This is a genomic window from Vibrio sp. 9-16B-A1 (genome assembly GCF_056726165.1).
The window spans coordinates 1-17,967 of sequence record NZ_JBSDZD010000028.1 but is presented as its reverse complement, the minus strand read 5'-3'; the positions used below and the strand labels follow the sequence as shown (position 1 = coordinate 17,967).

The window sequence follows — 17,967 nt, the reverse complement described above, 5'->3', positions numbered from 1 at the left end:
AAGATTTTAGCAACAACACCAGCACCTACAGTACGGCCACCTTCACGGATAGCGAAACGCAGACCTTCGTCCATCGCGATTGGAGCGATCAGAGTAACAGTCATTTGTACGTTATCACCAGGCATTACCATTTCAACGCCTTCTGGCAGCTGAATGTCGCCAGTTACGTCAGTTGTACGGAAGTAGAACTGTGGACGGTAACCTTTGAAGAATGGAGTGTGACGGCCACCTTCGTCTTTAGACAGAACGTATACTTCTGACTCAAACTTGGTGTGAGGAGTGATAGAACCTGGAGCAGCCAGAACCTGACCACGCTCAACTTCGTCACGCTTAGTACCACGCAGAAGTGCACCAACGTTCTCACCTGCACGACCTTCGTCAAGCAGCTTACGGAACATTTCAACACCAGTACAGGTAGTAGTAGTAGTCTCTTTGATACCAACGATTTCTACTTCGTCACCTACAGACAGGATACCACGCTCGATACGGCCAGTTACTACTGTACCACGACCCTGGATAGAGAATACGTCTTCGATTGGCATCAGGAACGGCTGGTCTACAGCACGCTCTGGCTCAGGGATGTAAGAATCCAGAGCTTCAGCCAGTTCAACGATCTTCGCTTCCCACTGCTCTTCACCGTTCAGTGCACCCAGAGCAGAACCCTGGATTACTGGCAGGTCGTCACCTGGGAAATCGTACTCAGACAGAAGTTCACGAACTTCCATTTCTACCAGCTCAAGCAGCTCTTCATCATCAACCATGTCACACTTGTTCATGAATACGATGATGTAAGGGATACCAACCTGACGACCCAGCAGGATGTGCTCACGAGTCTGAGGCATAGGACCATCAGTAGCAGCAACAACCAGGATACCACCGTCCATCTGAGCAGCACCGGTGATCATGTTTTTAACATAGTCAGCGTGTCCTGGGCAGTCTACGTGTGCGTAGTGACGTGATGGAGTGTCGTACTCAACGTGAGAAGTTGCGATGGTGATACCGCGCTCACGCTCTTCTGGAGCGTTATCGATAGACGCGAAGTCTTTAGCTTCACCGCCGTATACTTTAGCAAGAGTAGTACAGATAGCTGCAGTCAGAGTTGTTTTACCGTGGTCAACGTGGCCGATAGTACCAACGTTAACGTGCGGTTTCGTACGTTCAAATTTTTCTTTAGACACGATCGTGTTCCTTCCTAGTTATGATTCGCCCCGAAATTCAGCTCCAGGGCGCGCCAGAATTTGCTATTTTATGCGCCAACTCGCGTCAACGCAACAGGTTCGTTATTAATCAAATAAGGATTAACAACGTTCGGCAATGATTGCCTCTGCAACGTTCTTCGGTACTTCCGCATACTCGCTGAATTCCATCGAGTAAGAGGCACGTCCCTGGGTTGCAGAACGTAGATCAGTTGCGTAACCGAACATCGCTGAAAGTGGGACCTGAGCACGGATTACTTTCAGGCCTGCGTGGCCTTCATCCATACCTTCGATAATGCCACGGCGACGGTTAAGGTCACCAACAACATCACCCATCCAGTCTTCAGGAGTGGTTACTTCTACTTTCATCATTGGCTCTAGAAGAACAGGTTGCGCTTCAAGTGCACCTTTCTTAAAGGCCATGGAGCCGGCGATCTTAAACGCCATCTCACTTGAGTCGACATCGTGGTATGAACCGTCGAACAGCGTTGCCTTAACATCCAGTACAGGATAGCCAGCCAACACACCGTTGTTCATTTGTTCCTCGATACCTTTCGCTACCGAGCTGATGTATTCCTTAGGAACCACACCACCAACGATTTCGTCTACAAAGACAAAGCCATCGCCCACTTCTGCTGGCTCCAGTTTCAGCCACACGTGACCGTACTGACCGCGACCACCAGACTGGCGAACGAACTTGCCTTCTACTTCCGTGGCACCACGAATGGTCTCACGGTAAGCAACTTGCGGTTTACCAACGTTACAATCAACGCTGAACTCACGCTTCATGCGGTCAACGATGATGTCCAGGTGAAGCTCACCCATACCCGAAATCAGGGTTTGACCTGTTTCGTCATCGGTTTCCACACGGAAAGATGGGTCTTCTGCCGCCAGTTTACCCAGCGCGATACCCATTTTTTCCTGGTCTGCCTTAGAACGAGGTTCTACAGCGATCTGAATAACCGGCTCAGGGAACTCCATGCGCTCCAGTACCACTTTGTGGTTCTGATCACACAGGGTATCACCCGTGGTTACTTCTTTCAGACCGATTGCCGCAGCGATATCACCCGCGCGAATCTCTTTCACTTCTTCACGTTTGTTAGAGTGCATCTGTACGATACGACCAAAACGCTCACGCTTTTGCTTTACTGAGTTGTAGACCGTATCACCGGAATTTACAACACCAGAGTAAACGCGCATAAAGGTCAGCGTACCCACAAACGGGTCAGTCGCGATCTTAAATGCCAGCGCAGAGAAAGGTTCGTTGTCATCAGCGTGACGCTCAACTTCTTTCTCGTCTTCGTCGATACCTTTAATAGCAGGTACGTCAACCGGTGAAGGCAGGAATTCAACAACTGCATCCAGTACTGCCTGTACACCTTTGTTTTTGAACGCACTGCCACAGGTGGCCAGTACGATTTCGTTATTCAGTGTACGGGTACGGAGAGCCTGCTTAAGTTCAGCTTCGGTCAGTTCACCTTCTTCAAGGTACTTGTCCATCAGCTCTTCACTTGCTTCAGCTGCTGCTTCAACCAGGTTGTTATGCCACTCTTCAGCGAGTTCCTGCATATCAGCCGGAATGTCTTCGTATGTAAACGACATGCCCTGATCGGCTTCATTCCAGTTGATAGCTTTCATCTTGATAAGGTCGATGACACCTTTGAACTCTTCTTCCGCACCAATGTTTAACTGGATTGGAACCGGGTTCGCACCAAGACGATCTTTAATTTGGTTTACAACGCGTAGGTAGTCTGCGCCCGCACGGTCCATCTTGTTGACGAATACCATACGAGGAACACCGTATTTATCGGCCTGACGCCATACAGTTTCAGACTGAGGTTCAACACCTGATGAGCCACAGAACACCACCACTGCGCCGTCAAGCACACGAAGAGAACGCTCTACTTCGATAGTAAAGTCTACGTGTCCAGGGGTATCAATGATGTTGATGCGATGATCCTGGAATTGTGCTTCCATACCGCGCCAGAAGGTAGTAGTTGCAGCTGAGGTGATGGTAATACCACGCTCCTGCTCCTGCTCCATCCAGTCCATGGTAGCAGCACCATCGTGAACTTCGCCGATTTTGTGAGAAAGGCCGGTGTAGAACAGAATACGCTCAGTTGTGGTTGTCTTACCTGCATCTACGTGAGCACAAATACCGATGTTACGGTAGCGCTCGATAGGAGTTTTACGAGCCACGATTGTATCCTCTTACTAAGGTCCACCTTAGATATTAGAAAAGTGCTGCGGGAGAACCCCGCAGCACAGAAGGTATTACCAGCGGTAATGAGCGAATGCTTTGTTCGCTTCTGCCATACGGTGAACGTCTTCACGTTTCTTAACAGCAGTACCTTTGTTTTCTGACGCGTCCAGCATTTCAGCAGCCAGACGAGCAGCCATAGATTTTTCACCACGCTTACGCGCAGCTTCAACCAACCAACGCATAGCAAGTGCGTTACGGCGAACCGGACGTACTTCTACAGGAACCTGGTAAGTTGAACCACCTACACGGCGAGATTTAACCTCTACCGCTGGGCGAACGTTTTCAAGAGCTTCTTCAAATACAGCTAAGTGATCTTTACCAGATTTCTCAGCCATAGCATCCAGTGCAGTGTAAACAATTTTCTCTGCAGTAGATTTTTTACCGTCAACCATTACGATGTTAACGAATTTTGCCAGCAGTTCAGATTTGAACTTAGGATCTGGAAGGATCTTACGCTGACCAATGACGCGACGACGTGGCATGGATATTTCTCCGTTGTCTTCTTCAGGTTTTATCCAAAACTTTTCAGTTTTTTCAAAAATTAAAAAATGAAAATAAGTGTTTGGCCTTACTTAACGCTTTCTTTTACAGAAAAGGGCATTAAGACTTAGGACGCTTCACACCGTACTTAGAACGACCTTGTTTACGGTCGTTAACGCCCGCACAGTCCAGAGCACCACGAACAGTGTGGTAACGCACACCTGGAAGGTCTTTAACACGACCACCACGGATAAGAACAACTGAGTGCTCCTGAAGGTTGTGACCTTCACCGCCGATGTACGAAGTAACTTCGAAGCCGTTTGTCAGACGTACACGACAAACTTTACGAAGTGCTGAGTTAGGTTTTTTAGGTGTAGTAGTGTAAACACGAGTACATACACCACGTTTTTGTGGGCACGCTTCTAGTGCTGGCACGTTGCTTTTAACAACTTGCTTTGCACGTGGCTTACGTACCAACTGGTTAATAGTTGCCATTAACTAGCTCCTGAATTACTTGAAAGTAAGCTTTGTGAAAAATCTAACCCTACTTGTCGCTCGTACAAATAGGGACGCAAAATTCTATTCAGAGGTGAGAGGTGTGTCAAGAAATATACAGATCTTTTTATCGCCTGGTGCGCGGTTCGGGGTTAGCGGTACGCGTAAAAACCCCGCGGACCGCTAACCGCGGACCGCGAGACCACTGTTTTATTCCCAGGTTACCGACTTTTCATGCTGCACGGTAAGCGCAACAAAACCTGCATAATCAACCTGCTGCGCTGAGGGTGCGATGCGGTTGGCGATACCACGGGCGGTGGCATCGGGTTCGAGTACGGCAAGAGCAAGACCACTCAGTTGCGGGTACTCTTTATGTTGTGGATTGGCGGCGTAGACCGCGCTCTCGGTTAACAGCAGGGTATCGCTGTCACCGGCGTATCTGACCGCATCAACAACGGCGGCCACGGTTTTAATGATATGCAGCATACCCGCTCCTAAAACGTCAGCACTTTGCCGGACTTCTGCAGCCTGGCACCGATTTCCTGTGGTGACAGCACTTCGGCGTCAATCACAAGATCTGCATTAGCCAGACCGCGTTCAGCCAGAGACTCGGCACAGACATACACCTGCTCAATATCGTACAGGTCAAAGAGTTTCAGCATCGGCGCGTAATCTTTACTTAAGATCGCCTCCGTCTGCTGACCACTGAGCAACTGGGTCACCCCGTCGCCGGCAAATATCACGCTGATGTCTTCGCAATAAGCAGAAGCGGCCATCAGTGCATCTACGCCTTCACGACCTTTGGCCACGCCATGCGGCGCGCTGCGAAACAGATAAGTTAACTGGCTCAAAACTGCACCACCCTGTCCTGGGTTAACATTGCCCCGGCGAGTGCGCCAAGACCAGCCTGTTCAAAGCCATCCGCCAGATTCGCCTGACTCAGGCCGTGCTGGGACGCCTCTTCCCCACCGACGATACCACGGCGCAACGCCGCTGCCACGCAGGTTTCCAGACGCACGCCATGCTGCTCAGAGAGCTTTTGCCACGCGCGGGTCAGGTCAAACTCATCGTTGGCGGGCACACTCAGGGCGGTGCCGTTATAGACGCCGTCCTGATAAAAGAACACCGAACTCAGGGTATGGCCGGCTTCCAGCAGCGCCAGGGCAAACTGGTAGGCGCTTCTGGCCGACTGGCTGCCGTAGCCGCCGCCACTGACCACCAGGGTATAGCTCAGGCTCACTTCTCGCCGTCCTCGGTTTTACGCTGACGGATGTAGAGGTAAACGGTGTGCTTGGAGATATTCAGACGGTCTGCCACCCGGTTAATCGCGTCTTTAATGTCGAAAATACCTTTGTCGTACAGATCCATCACGATCTGACGGTTCTTGGTATTGTTGGAAACCGACTTATCCGCATTGATCTCTTCGATGGTGCGCTCCACAGTCTGATCCACCAGCTCTTCCACGTCGCTGGCAAAGTTAACCGAAGAGGCTGCGTCTTTGGCTTCGTCAGTCGGCATAAACGACTGCAGTACCTGAGAGAATGGTGCATCCAGGTTAACGTTGATACACAGAAGACCAATCACCCGGTTGTCCGAGTTACGAATGGCGATGGTGATCGACTTCATCAGTACCCCGCCTTTGGCGCGGGTGAAGTAAGAGCGGGAGAAGTTACGCTCCGAGCCTTCGATATCCTTAAGCATTTTCAGCGCCAGGTCGGTGATCGGCGATCCCACCTGACGGCCGGTATTCTCACCATTGGCGATCTTCACCGCTGAGGTGTTCAGGTCTTCCAGAGAGTGCAGGACAATCTCACAGTGGGAACCAATCAGGCTCGCCAGACCATCCACCACGGCTTCATAAGAGCGCAGAATGGTTTTGTCATGCACGGTAAACGGCTTGACGTCAATGGACTCCATTTCCAGTAGCGAGTCCGCATCATAGGTAACTTCACTTGTATTCACGAGCACCTGCCCAACTTAAAATTATATCTAAACTAATTAACGCAAGTTTATCAGAATTTTTGAGAAAACCTGCCCGGTGAAATGCACCATCAGGTGACCTGGAGCAAAAAAACATGATTTATGCAACCGTGCAGGCATAAAAAAAGGCCCCTGACGGGACCTTTTTTATAAACAGCGCTTAATTACTCAGCAGGCTGCTCTTTGCCATCAATGCTCAGCAGCTCCACTTCAAATACCAGTGTTGAGCCTGCAGGGATGGTCTGGGTGTCTCGGTCGCCGTAAGCCAGCTCTGGCGGGATAACGAACTTGTACTTGGAACCCACGTTCATCAGCTGTACACCTTCAGTCCAGCCAGGGATCACGCGGTTCAGCGGGAATTCAGCCGGCTCGTTACGGTCGTAAGAGCTGTCAAACTGAGTGCCGTCAGTCAGGGTGCCTTTGTAGTGCACCACTACGCTGTCAGTATCAGCTGGCTTGTCGCCCTTACCTTCGGTCATTACCTGGTAAAGCAGGCCAGATTCAGTTTTCTTCACGCCTTCCAGCTTTTCAAACTCAGCGCGGAAGTCATCGCCTGATTTCTTGGTCGCTACCGCTTTCTCAGCCGCTTTCGCCTGCATGGTTTCAGCTACACGCTGATCCAGTGCCTGCAGCGCCTGGTGAATTTCTTCTTCGGTCAGACCGGCTTTATCACCGAATGCGTCTTCAATACCTTTCAGTACCATCTCTTTTTTCAGCTCAATGCCGATTTCAGCTGGCTTGTCGATAGACGTGCTCAGGTAGTTAGCGAATGAAACACCAATCGCGTACGCCGCTTTGTCATCTTCAGACTGGAAGGTCATCGCCGCTGAGTCAGCCTGTACTGCCTGCTCAGCCTTAACCGGCTCTTCCACTTTCGCGGTTTCTTCTTTCTTCTGACAACCCACAGCAAGTGCTACGGTTGCAGCAAGCAAAGACACTTTCAAAAAAGGTTTCATTCATTTCTCCATTTATTGGCTGAGTGTCTGAGTATGGCACCAAAAACCATACCGGACCTCTAATTCAGGCACACAAATGTGCAAATTCTATGTCGCATCAATATACTAGGTTCATGTCCACTGACACAAACAGGAAATGACGGGGATGCGCACAGTTTCTCATTCCATCCTGCTGACCATTGTCATACTACTGTTAAATGGTTGCTTTTTCAGCTCAGAGCGGGAACAACACTGGCCGGTAGAACCTCAGGGCTCCACCAGCTTTGCCCTCAGCCGGGATGGGCGTTTTGCCCTGCTCTATTCCGACGCCCGTCAGTTATTGCTGTGGGACCTGCACAGCAACAGCCTGCTGGCAGAACTCGGCGCGCAGGATCCTCAGGCGAATACCGTTTCTCATATCCGTATTGCCGACAGCGGCCGCTATGCGGTGACCGCTACCCAGCAAAACTTTGCCGTATGGGACCTCGGCTGGACCCAGGCTCAGGGGCTGTGGTCTATTTCCGATGGCCTGATCCGTGATATCGATATCAGCGGAGACGGCGAACAAATCCTGCTCGGTCTCTCCAACGGCAAAGCCATCTACGTGGATTTAGTCAGCGGAAGACGCATGGAGTTCCTCGCCCACCAGGAAAAAGTCAATTCTGTTGCCATTTCACCCAATGGCCGCTTCGCCCTGTCCGGCGGAAATGACTACCAGGCCTACCTGTGGGATACCCGCACCGGCCAGGCGCTCCATCACTTTGAGCACGAAGCACGTATCGTACGCGTAGCCCTGCAGCGCGACGGAAAACTGGCCTTTACCTCAGACGCCTCCAATGACGCTTTTATCTGGGATCTGACGAGCGGCGAGAAGATTGCGTCACTGAAAGCGTTCGACCGCCAGCTGATCTTCACAACAGCCCGCTTCTCCGATGATGGCAAATGGCTGGTGACCGGCACCCCGGGAGGCCGGGTAATGCTGTGGGATACCGCAACCGGCAAACGACTCGACTACTGGCAGGTGGAAGCTCAAAAAGATGCCCGCCCACCACGCGCGGTAGTGTATGATGCCGCTTTCGACCGTAACCTGCGGATTATTTCCGGCTCATCAGCCGGCATCGCCGAAGCCTGGCGTATCGAACCTTAACGGAGTCCCCATGAGCGATTCGCATCAACTGGAACAGAGAATTGAAGACCTGGAGTGCAAACTGGCGTTCCAGGAGCAGACCATTGAAGACCTGAATGAAGCACTGAGCCAGCAACAGCTGCAGATGTCCAAAATGCATGAACAAATGCGCTTTATGGTCAGCAAGGTGAAGAGCATGAACAGCTCAAACCTGGCGGATGAGTCGGAAGAGACGCCACCGCCGCATTACTAGCAGGCGCTGGGCGCTGGGCGCTGGGCGCTGGGCGCTGGGCGCTGGGCGCTGGGCGCTGCAAGATATTGGTCAGAGCTGGCTGGAGAATCAAGCTATTTTGAATTGCCCCCAGAGCATAACCTACAGAACACCCCCATAATTTCAGTTTCCAATCGTAAGTTTCAACACACTCCCCCAGAGCCTAGAGCCCCGAGCCCAGGGCCAAAAAAAAACCTTCCACTCAGGGAAGGTTTTTTTTATTCACTTAGTGCGAGCAGCTACCGCCGCCGCAACAGCCTTCTTTTTCTTCACCGTGCTCGTGGCCTTCGCCGCCGCAGCAGCCGCCTTCTTCTTCACCGTGACCACCGCAGCAACCGCCGCCCTGGTGGATATGACCGTGCTCGATCTCTTCTGCAGTCGCTTCGCGGGTTGCAACCACTTCTACTTCGAAAGTCAGGGTCTGGCCAGCCAGCATGTGGTTGCCGTCTACAACGACTTCGTCGCCGTCTACTTCGGTCACTTCTACAGGGATTGGACCCTGGTCAGTGTCCGCCAGGAAGCGCATGCCTACTTCGATCTGATCCACACCCTGGAATACGTCAGCCGGTACGCGCTGTACCAGGTCTTCGCTGTGGTCACCGTATGCATCTTCAGGAGCGATCACTGCAGTGAACTTGTCGCCAGCTACCTTGCCTTCCAGCTCTTTTTCCAGGCCGGTGATCAGGTTGTTATGACCGTGCAGGTAATCCAGCGGAGCATCCGTGGTTGACTGGTCAACAACAACGCCATCTTCCAGCTTCAGTTGGTAAGCCAGGCTGGCTACTACGTTCTTTTCAATTTTCATGATAACTCCAGGGAAGTGACTCCCAAAATCCGGGAGTGTATGGATAAACTTTGACTGGGTTTATTATGGGGATTAATTTCACGATTACAATCAGTCGGGCTTAAATATCCCTATCATCTGACCGCTCTCCTCTTTTGATACCACCTCTCCCTGCGGGGTCCGCTGCTGACTGTGCCCACACTCCACACACTCTGTCCACTCAACCCGGCTCTCCTCCCACCAGCGCAAACAATCCTGTTTCCCGCACTGCGGACAGGTCGCCCCGGCAATAAATCTTTTTCGGACTTTCACCTGCTCACTCCCAGTTCTGTTTGTTGTCATTTTCCATCTCACGGCCGAAAATCTCCTCCAGCTCTTTGCGCGCCTCTTTGGCGCGCTGGGCCAGCTGCTTATCTTCATTGTGCTGTGGCAACAGCTCTTTGAGCATATTCATGTCCAGCTTCTTGAAATGAGACTGGGCCCGCCGGGCCTGATAAGGGTGCATTCCCAGCTCCACCAGCGCCTGACGCCCCAGGTCCAGTGCACCGAGGAAAGTCTCCCGCGAATAGTTGCTCACCCCCTGGCTGAGCAGCTGATAAGCCTCGACACGGCTGCGCGCCCTGGCCAGCACTTTAAGCTCAGGAAAATGCTGCTGACACAGGGTGACGATCTTCATCACCTCATCCGGCCGGTCAGTACAGACTATAATGGCTTCGGCGTTATCGGCACCGGCGGCACGCAGCAGGTCAAGCTGGGTTGCGTCTCCAAAATAGACTTTATAGCCGAACTTACGCAGCAGCTGGATCTGGCTGGCGTCACTCTCAAGGATGGTGACCCGGATTTTGTTGGCGTACATCAGCCTGCCCACCACCTGACCAAAGCGGCCAAACCCGGCGATGATCACCCGCGGGCGGCGGTCTACAACATCACTCTCCGGCGTCTCGCCATCGTTAAAGGTGTGCTCAAACCAGCGCTTCTGTATCAGGAGCAGCAGTGGCGTGGTCAGCATAGAGAGGCTGACGATCACCAGCAGAAACGCCGACAGATCACCATCCAGCAGCCCCTGCAACTGGGCAGCAGTGAAAATCACAAACGCAAACTCCCCTCCCTGGCTGAGAATAAGCGCCATACTGCTGCGTGCTTTAGGCCGCACCCCAAACACCCTCGCCAGCAGGTAAAGTACCCCGGCTTTAATACCCACCAGAAGCAGTACTCCGGTCAGGATCTGCAGCGGCATCAGCGCCAGCAGACCGAGATTGACCGACATGCCAACTGCAATAAAAAACAGTCCGAGCAGCAGTCCTTTAAACGGCTCGATGGCGATCTCCAGCTCATGGCGATACTCACTTTCCGCCAACAGCACCCCGGCCAGAAACGTCCCCAGCGCCATCGACAGTCCCAGTTGCTGCATGATCAGCGCGATGCCAATCACCAGCAGCAGTGCCGTGGCGGTAAACAATTCCCGTACACCCGCCGCCACCACATAACGGAACAATGGCCTCAGCAGAAAATGGCCGCCTATCAGAAGTGCCGCGACCTCACCTGCCACCAGCAGGGCTCCGGCAGGCGATGCGCTTCCGCTGCCCGCAAGCACCGGCAGCAGAGCCAGTACCGGGATCACCGCAATATCCTGGAACAGCAGCACTGCAAAACCGGACTGGCCGGTTTCACTGCCAGCCAGTCCCTGCTCGTCGATCACCCTCAGGGCAATCGCCGTCGAAGAGAGCGCCAGCCCCATACCCACCACCAGGCTGGTCTGCCAGCTGTAACCCAACAGGGAAATCAACGCGGCGATCAGGAGGCTGGTCAGTATCACCTGCGCGCCGCCAAGGCCCAGAATAGGTCTGCGCAGACGCCAGAGTTTCTTTGGATTCAGTTCAAGCCCGATAAGAAACAGCAGCAACACCACCCCGAGTTCGGCAAAGTGCAATATGGTATCCACATCCGATACCTGCCCCATACCCCAGGGGCCAATCGCTATCCCCGCCAACAGATAGCCGATCACCGAGCCAAGGCCAAAGCGCTGCGCAAGCGGCACCGCCACCACCGCCGCACTGAGAAACACCACACCGCTGGTTAAAAACTCACTGGTCGCCGCCATGGTTGCCTCCTTTCTCAGCAAGGCTTAACAGCCACTGACGATAGTTCCGGGCGTGCTGAGCCCGTTCGCTGCTGCTGATGTTGCGCGCCCAGTAGAGCACCAGGGGTTCGAGCCACTGCATCTGACACAGGGCCGCTGTCAGCTCAAATGGCTGCAGAATTTCAGAGAGGGGATATTTGTTATAGCCGCCGGAGGCAAACGCCTCCTCTGCACCACCGGCGGTGATCACGCTGCGCCAGCACTTACCTGCCAGCGCCTGTCCCTCACCAAATGCAAAACCTTTGCCCAACACCCGGTCCATCCACTCTTTGAGCAGCGCCGGGCAGGAGTACATGTAGAGAGGGTGCTGGAAAACAATCACATCATGCGCCAGCAGTTTCTGCTGCTCGGCAGGCACATCAATAAAGAAGTCGGGATAACAGGCATACAGGTCATGCACCGTGACGTGCGCAAGGTCGCTGACCGCTTCAATCAGGGCTTTATTGGCAACCGAATGATCCGGGTCCGGGTGAACGTAGATAACCAGCACTTTGGGCGGGCTGGCCGGGGTGACTACTGCATCCTGCATATCAGTTAAGGCATTCCATTGCTGCTATATATAAATTCATCATATCGTAAATTGGATAATGATCGACATTTATCCGGCGAGCCCCTACTATTTCCCGCGATAAGAAACAGACAGAATTTCCGGGTATCACCATTATGATCACTTTTTCAGACATTCAGCTGCTGCGCGGCGGAAAACCTCTGCTCGACCAGACCAGCGCCACGATTCATCCCGGCGACAAAGTTGGCCTGGTGGGCAAAAACGGCTGTGGTAAATCCACCCTGTTTGCCCTGCTCAAAGACGAGCTGAGTATTGATGCCGGCAACTTCTCCATGCCCAAACACTGGGAGCTGGCCTGGGTTGCCCAGGAAACCCCGGCACTGGAGCGCGCCGCACTGGAATACGTGATCGACGGTGACCGCGAATACCGCCAGCTTGAGCGTGACCTGGCGCAGGCTGAGCAGGACAACAACGGCACCCTGGCGGCCGAACTGCACGGCAAAATTGAAACCATCGGTGGTTATACCATCCGCGCCCGTGCGGCAGGCCTGCTTGACGGTCTTGGATTCAGCCAGGAGCAAATGAGCTGGAACCTGACCCGGTTCTCCGGTGGCTGGCGGATGCGACTTAACCTGGCTCAGGCACTGCTGTGCCGCTCAGACCTGCTGCTGCTCGATGAGCCGACCAACCACCTGGATCTCGACGCGGTAATGTGGCTGGAGCGCTGGCTGCAAAACTACCCGGGCACCCTGATCCTGATCTCTCACGACCGGGACTTCCTCGATCCTATCGTTGGCCGGATCATCCATATCGAACATCAGGCGATGAACGAGTACACCGGTAACTACTCCTCATTTGAAGAGCAGCGCGCCCAGAAACTGATCCTGCAGCAGGCGATGTTCGAGAAACAGCAGAAGAAGATGGCGCACATGCAAAGCTACATCGACCGCTTCCGCTACAAAGCTTCCAAGGCCCGCCAGGCCCAAAGCCGGATCAAGGCACTGGAGCGGATGGAGAAAGTGCTGCCGGCCCAGTTCGATAACCCGTTCAGCTTTGAGTTCCGCGAACCGGACGCACTGCCAAACCCGATCCTGATGATGGACCAGGTATGTGCCGGTTACGGGGATAACCTGATCCTTGAGAAGATCCGCCTGAACCTGGTCCCGGGCAGCCGTATCGGTCTGCTTGGCCGTAACGGTGCGGGTAAATCGACCCTGATCAAACTGCTTTCCGGTGAGCTGCCGGCTCAGGCGGGTGAACTGACTTACTCTCAGGGCGTGAAGATTGGCTACTTTGCCCAGCACCAGCTGGAAACCCTGCACCCGGAAGAAACCCCGCTGCAGCACATGATGCAGATTGCGCCAAAACATACCGAGCAACAGCTTCGTGACTACCTGGGCAGCTTCGGCTTCCAGGGCGATAAAGCACTGGAGAAAGTCGCTCCTTTCTCCGGTGGTGAAAAAGCCCGTCTGGTACTGGCGCTGATCGTATGGCAAAAACCAAACCTGCTGCTGCTCGATGAACCGACCAACCACCTGGATCTGGACATGCGTCAGGCCCTGACTCTGGCCCTGCAGACTTTTGAAGGCGCCATGGTGATCGTCAGCCACGACCGCTATCTTCTGCGCGCGACCACCGATGATCTCTACCTGGTACACGACCGTCAGGTCGCCCCTTTCAGCGGTGACCTGAATGACTACTACAAATGGCTGACCGACCAGCAAAAAGTCCAGCGCAGTGAAAGCCAGGCCGACGCACCGGAAAAAAACAGCCAAAACAGTGCCGCAGCGAAGAAAGAACAGAAACGCCGCGAGGCAGAATTCCGCACTCAAACCGCACCGCTTCGCAAAAATCTGACAAAACTCGAACAGCAAATGGATAAACTGGGCACGGTTTTAGCGGAGGCTGAACAGGATCTGTCGGATACCGACCTGTACCAGGCTGAAAACAAAGCTAAACTTAATAAGGTACTGGCCATTCAGGCCGACGCGAAGAGTGAACTCGAAGCGGTCGAGCTGGAATGGATGGACGCCCAGGAAACCCTGGAGCAGATGGAGAAGGAGTTCAGCAGTCAATGAGCCAGGCGCACGCCAACCCCACCCTCACGCTGGAAAGACTGTGGCAGTTCAGCCTGCAGTACTACGACGTGCGGGAGATCCAGGAGGCGTGCCTGCAACTGCAAAACCACTACCACGGTAACGTCAATCTGCTGCTTTTGCTGAAATGGCTGGATGAGCAGCAGCTTTGCTTTACCGACCACGACTGGCCCGGTCTTCAGGATTGCCTGGGCCGCAGTGAAGCCCTGCTGGTCAGCTACCGCGAGCTGAGGCGAAAACTCAAAGCCCAGCTCCCGGACTCCCTCTACCGGGAGGCCCTCCAGTTCGAACTGCAGCTGGAAAAACAGCAGCAGTCTGACCTGGTCGATTTTATCAACGCCCTGCAGCTTATCCCTAACCAGCAGGAGCTGCTGAGCAGCCGTTACTGCCATCAACTCGGTGCTGATCACCTTATCGCCGTTTTTTCCCAACCCGCATCCAGATAAACCATGACCATTTTTCGCGCCCCTGCCGGACTAAAAAATCCGCACCTGCAAACCATGCTGCCGCGTTTTATCCGCCGCAGGAACTGTTTTGAGCCCGTAACCGAGCGCCTTGAGCTTCCCGATGGTGATTTCGTCGACCTCGCCTGGAGTGAAGACCCGGCAGTTGCCGCAAAGGACAAACCACTGTTTATCCTCTTTCACGGCCTGGAAGGCAGTTTTGACAGCCCATACGCCAACGGACTGATGGACGCCTTTGCCCGCCAGGGCTGGCTGTCGGTAATGATGCACTTTCGCGGCTGCAGCGGTGAGCCCAACCGCATGGCACGCGCCTATCACTGCGGTGAAACCGAAGATGCACGATTCTTTCTCACCATGCTGGCAGAGCGATTTCCCGGCAGAACCAAAGTCGCCACCGGGATCTCCCTTGGCGGCAATATGCTGGTCAACTACCTGGCCCGGTACCGCGACGAGCCACTGCTCGATGCTGCGACCATAGTCTCGGCTCCGCTGGAGATGGCGGCCTGTGCCCGCCGGATTGAACAGGGCTTTTCCCGGGTCTACCGCGACTATCTGCTCGGTTCGCTCAAGCGCAACGCACTGCGCAAGCTGCCACTGCTGGAGAAGACCCTGCCACTCAGCGCGGAGCGTATTCAGGCTATCCGTCGTCTGGCCGAGTTTGACGACCTTATTACCGCCAGACTGCACGGTTTTGACAACGCCGACGATTACTACCGCCGCTGCTCCGGCCTTGCCCGCCTGCGCGAGGTTTCCGTGCCGCTGCAGGTGATCCACGCCAAAGATGACCCGTTTATGACCGATGAGGTGATCCCGCGCTTTACCCTGCCGGAGAACATCGACTATCAGCTGCTTGAAAGAGGCGGACACGTTGGCTTTGTCACTGGTACACTGTGGCGCCCGCGCCTGTGGCTTGAAGAAGCCCTGCCCGCTTACTATGCATCAATTGAGAGGTAAAGATGATCATTCCCTGGCAACAGATAGACCCGGATACCCTGACCAACCTGATCAAAGAGTTTATCCTGCGTGAGGGGACCGACTATGGCGAGCAGGAAGTGAGCCTGGAGAACAAAATCGACCAGGTAAAAGCCCAGCTGCAAAACGGTCAGGCAGTCATCGTCTACTCCGAACTGCACGAAACCGTTGATATTCAGGTCAATCCGCTGCGCTGACAGAAGTGAACCACGGCGGAAATTTCCGCACACTATTTTCATCCTGCTGCCGGTTGCACTAAGATAAAGCGACAATAAAACGGAAAAGCGCGGGCTGTGTTCCCGCGCCAGGACAAGGTCAGTCTATGTCAGCAAAACATCCAGTCATCGCGGTTACCGGCTCATCCGGTGCCGGCACCACCACCACCTCAGAAGCGTTCCGTAAAATGTTCAACATGATGGACATCAAAGCGGCCTGGGTGGAAGGGGACAGTTTCCACCGCTATACCCGCCCTGAAATGGACGTGGAAATCCGCAAAGCCAAAGAGCAGGGCCGCCATATCAGCTACTTCGGTCCCGAGGCCAATGACTTCCCGGCACTGGAAGCCTTCTTTCAGCGCTACGGTGACGAAGGTACGGGCGAAGTGCGCCGTTATCTTCACACCTTTGACGAAGCCGTGCCTTACAACCAGATGCCCGGCACTTTTACCCCGTGGCAACAGCTGGAAGAGGAGACCAATGTCCTGTTCTATGAAGGACTGCACGGCGGCGTGGTTGACGGCGATGTGAACGTCGCCAAACACGTCGATTTTCTGATTGGCATGGTGCCTATCGTTAACCTGGAGTGGATCCAGAAGTTCGTCCGCGACACCCGCGACCGGGGGCACTCCCGCGAAGCGGTGATGGACTCCATTGTTCGCTCAATGGACGACTACCTTAATTACATCACACCGCAGTTCTCACGCACTCACATCAACTTTCAGCGCGTCCCTACCGTGGACACCTCCAATCCGCTCAATGCCAAAGGCATCCCGAGCCTGGATGAGAGCTTTGTGGTGATCCGCCTGAGAGGGATGAAAAACGTCGACTATCCATACCTGCTGGCGATGATTGACGGCTCATTTATGTCGCGCCACAACACCCTGGTGGTGCCCGGTGGCAAGATGAGTTTTGCCATGGAACTGATCGTTCAGCCGATGCTGGAAAAGTTGATCCACACCGGAAAAATTGCCTGAATATAAGCCGCTGCTCAAGTTTCGTGCCCAAGGCGTGATCATGTGCACAGTTTTGCGTAGTCGATCACGTTTGTGGCACGATCAAAGTCAAGAAATCCGCGGGGAAACACGTTACTATTTGTAGCGAAACACAAGATAGCTTGCAGCGCGGAAACGTTCGCCCTATGCTAATTGACCAGTTTAAATTCTGGCTCAGTGGGTACGGAAGCTGCTGAGCAAACCCTGCAGAGGAAGTGAGAAATTATGGTTCTAGGTAAACCTCAAACCGATCCTACATTAGAGTGGTTCCTTTCACACTGTCATATTCATAAGTACCCTTCAAAGAGTACTCTGATCCATGCCGGTGAAAAGGCCGAAACCCTTTACTACATTGTGAAAGGTTCTGTTGCCGTACTTATCAAGGATGAAGAAGGCAAAGAGATGATCTTGTCTTACCTCAACCAAGGTGATTTCATTGGTGAACTTGGTCTGTTCGAAGAAGACCAGGAGCGTACTGCGTGGGTACGTGCGAAAACACCATGTGAAGTAGCAGAAATTTCATTTAAGAAATTCCGTCAGCTGATCCAGGTTAACCCTGACATCCTGATGCGCCTTTCTGCTCAGATGGCAAGCCGCCTGCAGGTAACCAGCCAGAAAGTTGGCGACCTGGCGTTCCTGGACGTAACCGGCCGCATCGCTCAGACTCTGCTAAACCTGGCGAAACAACCAGACGCAATGACCCACCCGGACGGTATGCAAATCAAGATCACCCGTCAGGAAATCGGTCAAATCGTTGGCTGTTCACGTGAAACTGTAGGCCGCATCCTGAAGATGCTGGAAGAGCAGAACCTGATTTCTGCACACGGTAAAACCATCGTGGTATACGGTACGCGTTAATTTATTCGCGGAATCGAAAAGATTAAAAACCACCGGCATTGTCCGGTGGTTTTTTTATTTATGGGCGCTGGGCGCTGGGCGCTGGGCGCTGGGCGCTGGGCGCTGGGCGCTGGGCGCTGGGCGCTGGGCGCTGGGCGCTGGGCGCTGGGCGCTGGGCGCTGGGCGCTGGGCGCTGGGCGCTGGGCGCTG

The 17,967-nt window shown here is 53.7% G+C and carries 21 protein-coding genes; 8 read left to right on the top strand and 13 right to left on the bottom strand.

Annotation, left to right across the window (positions count from 1 at the left end):
- The 9 genes from tuf to fkpA form a co-directional block, all read right to left on the bottom strand.
- Positions 1-1,178, bottom strand: a 1,178-nt coding sequence (tuf, locus tag ACVB80_RS24045; RefSeq protein ID WP_481083803.1) for an elongation factor Tu, incomplete at its 3' end; no start/stop codon positions are given.
- Positions 1,179-1,298: 120 nt separating this feature from the next.
- Positions 1,299-3,395, bottom strand: coding sequence for an elongation factor G (gene fusA / locus ACVB80_RS24040; RefSeq protein WP_481083802.1), 2,097 nt, complete (start codon positions 3,393-3,395; stop codon positions 1,299-1,301).
- Between the two features lie 75 nt (positions 3,396-3,470).
- Positions 3,471-3,941, bottom strand: a complete 471-nt coding sequence (gene rpsG, locus ACVB80_RS24035) for a 30S ribosomal protein S7 (RefSeq protein WP_481083801.1) — start codon at positions 3,939-3,941, stop codon at positions 3,471-3,473.
- Positions 3,942-4,059: 118 nt separating this feature from the next.
- Positions 4,060-4,434 carry a 30S ribosomal protein S12 gene (rpsL, locus tag ACVB80_RS24030; protein WP_004399892.1) on the bottom strand — a complete coding sequence of 125 codons (375 nt, stop codon included), beginning with the start codon at positions 4,432-4,434 and terminating at the stop codon, positions 4,060-4,062.
- Between the two features lie 210 nt (positions 4,435-4,644).
- Complete coding sequence (gene tusB, locus ACVB80_RS24025; protein ID WP_481083800.1) at positions 4,645-4,920, bottom strand: sulfurtransferase complex subunit TusB; 276 nt, start codon at positions 4,918-4,920, stop codon at positions 4,645-4,647.
- A gap of 8 nt (positions 4,921-4,928) precedes the next feature.
- Complete coding sequence (gene tusC / locus ACVB80_RS24020) at positions 4,929-5,285, bottom strand: sulfurtransferase complex subunit TusC (RefSeq protein ID WP_481083799.1); 357 nt, start codon at positions 5,283-5,285, stop codon at positions 4,929-4,931.
- Positions 5,282-5,674, bottom strand: a complete 393-nt coding sequence (gene tusD, locus ACVB80_RS24015; RefSeq protein ID WP_481083798.1) for a sulfurtransferase complex subunit TusD — start codon at positions 5,672-5,674, stop codon at positions 5,282-5,284. Before tusD ends, tusC begins: the two co-directional genes overlap by 4 nt.
- Positions 5,671-6,351 (bottom strand): helix-turn-helix transcriptional regulator, encoded by a 681-nt coding sequence (locus ACVB80_RS24010; RefSeq protein ID WP_481083804.1) that lies wholly within the window; start codon positions 6,349-6,351, stop codon positions 5,671-5,673. The genes tusD and ACVB80_RS24010 overlap by 4 nt, the downstream gene beginning before the upstream one ends.
- Before the next feature lie 227 nt (positions 6,352-6,578).
- Positions 6,579-7,370, bottom strand: a complete 792-nt coding sequence (fkpA, locus tag ACVB80_RS24005; RefSeq protein WP_481083797.1) for an FKBP-type peptidyl-prolyl cis-trans isomerase — start codon at positions 7,368-7,370, stop codon at positions 6,579-6,581.
- A 145-nt stretch (positions 7,371-7,515) separates the two neighbouring features.
- On the opposite strand from fkpA, the gene ACVB80_RS24000 reads away from it, so the two are divergent.
- Together ACVB80_RS24000 and ACVB80_RS23995 are read left to right on the top strand one after the other, a co-directional pair.
- Positions 7,516-8,496 carry a WD40 repeat domain-containing protein gene (locus ACVB80_RS24000; RefSeq protein WP_481083796.1) on the top strand — a complete coding sequence of 327 codons (981 nt, stop codon included), beginning with the start codon at positions 7,516-7,518 and terminating at the stop codon, positions 8,494-8,496.
- Positions 8,497-8,506: 10 nt separating this feature from the next.
- Complete coding sequence (locus tag ACVB80_RS23995; protein WP_481083795.1) at positions 8,507-8,728, top strand: SlyX family protein; 222 nt, start codon at positions 8,507-8,509, stop codon at positions 8,726-8,728.
- 244 nt (positions 8,729-8,972) lie between these two features.
- On the opposite strand, the gene slyD is transcribed toward ACVB80_RS23995, so the two are convergent.
- From slyD to kefG, 4 genes are all read right to left on the bottom strand, one after another.
- A complete protein-coding gene (gene slyD / locus ACVB80_RS23990) occupies positions 8,973-9,551 on the bottom strand; it encodes a peptidylprolyl isomerase (protein WP_481083794.1) in 579 nt (192 codons plus the stop codon).
- Between the two features lie 90 nt (positions 9,552-9,641).
- A complete protein-coding gene (locus tag ACVB80_RS23985) occupies positions 9,642-9,842 on the bottom strand; it encodes a YheV family putative zinc ribbon protein (protein WP_481083793.1) in 201 nt (66 codons plus the stop codon).
- A 4-nt stretch (positions 9,843-9,846) separates the two neighbouring features.
- Positions 9,847-11,631, bottom strand: coding sequence for a glutathione-regulated potassium-efflux system protein KefB (gene kefB / locus ACVB80_RS23980; RefSeq protein ID WP_481083792.1), 1,785 nt, complete (start codon positions 11,629-11,631; stop codon positions 9,847-9,849).
- Positions 11,615-12,199 carry a glutathione-regulated potassium-efflux system ancillary protein KefG gene (kefG, locus tag ACVB80_RS23975; protein ID WP_481083791.1) on the bottom strand — a complete coding sequence of 195 codons (585 nt, stop codon included), beginning with the start codon at positions 12,197-12,199 and terminating at the stop codon, positions 11,615-11,617. The genes kefB and kefG overlap by 17 nt, the downstream gene beginning before the upstream one ends.
- Positions 12,200-12,333: 134 nt before the next feature.
- Here kefG and ACVB80_RS23970 point away from each other — a divergent pair, with 134 nt between their 5' ends.
- The 6 genes from ACVB80_RS23970 (at position 12,334) to crp (ending at position 17,778) form a co-directional block, all read left to right on the top strand.
- The gene (locus ACVB80_RS23970; protein WP_481083790.1) at positions 12,334-14,256 is read left to right on the top strand and encodes an ABC transporter ATP-binding protein; all 1,923 of its coding nucleotides are present in this window, start codon (positions 12,334-12,336) and stop codon (positions 14,254-14,256) included.
- Positions 14,253-14,720 (top strand): TIGR02444 family protein, encoded by a 468-nt coding sequence (locus tag ACVB80_RS23965; RefSeq protein ID WP_481083789.1) that lies wholly within the window; start codon positions 14,253-14,255, stop codon positions 14,718-14,720. The genes ACVB80_RS23970 and ACVB80_RS23965 overlap by 4 nt, the downstream gene beginning before the upstream one ends.
- A 3-nt stretch (positions 14,721-14,723) precedes the next feature.
- The gene (locus ACVB80_RS23960; protein ID WP_481083788.1) at positions 14,724-15,692 is read left to right on the top strand and encodes a hydrolase; all 969 of its coding nucleotides are present in this window, start codon (positions 14,724-14,726) and stop codon (positions 15,690-15,692) included.
- Between the two features lie 2 nt (positions 15,693-15,694).
- Positions 15,695-15,907 carry a YheU family protein gene (locus tag ACVB80_RS23955; RefSeq protein WP_481083787.1) on the top strand — a complete coding sequence of 71 codons (213 nt, stop codon included), beginning with the start codon at positions 15,695-15,697 and terminating at the stop codon, positions 15,905-15,907.
- Positions 15,908-16,032: 125 nt separating this feature from the next.
- On the top strand, positions 16,033-16,902 hold the full coding sequence (locus tag ACVB80_RS23950; RefSeq protein WP_481083786.1) for a phosphoribulokinase: 870 nt from the start codon (positions 16,033-16,035) through the stop codon (positions 16,900-16,902).
- 243 nt (positions 16,903-17,145) lie between these two features.
- On the top strand, positions 17,146-17,778 hold the full coding sequence (gene crp, locus ACVB80_RS23945) for a cAMP-activated global transcriptional regulator CRP (protein ID WP_252021265.1): 633 nt from the start codon (positions 17,146-17,148) through the stop codon (positions 17,776-17,778).
- Positions 17,779-17,967: the final 189 nt, after the last annotated feature.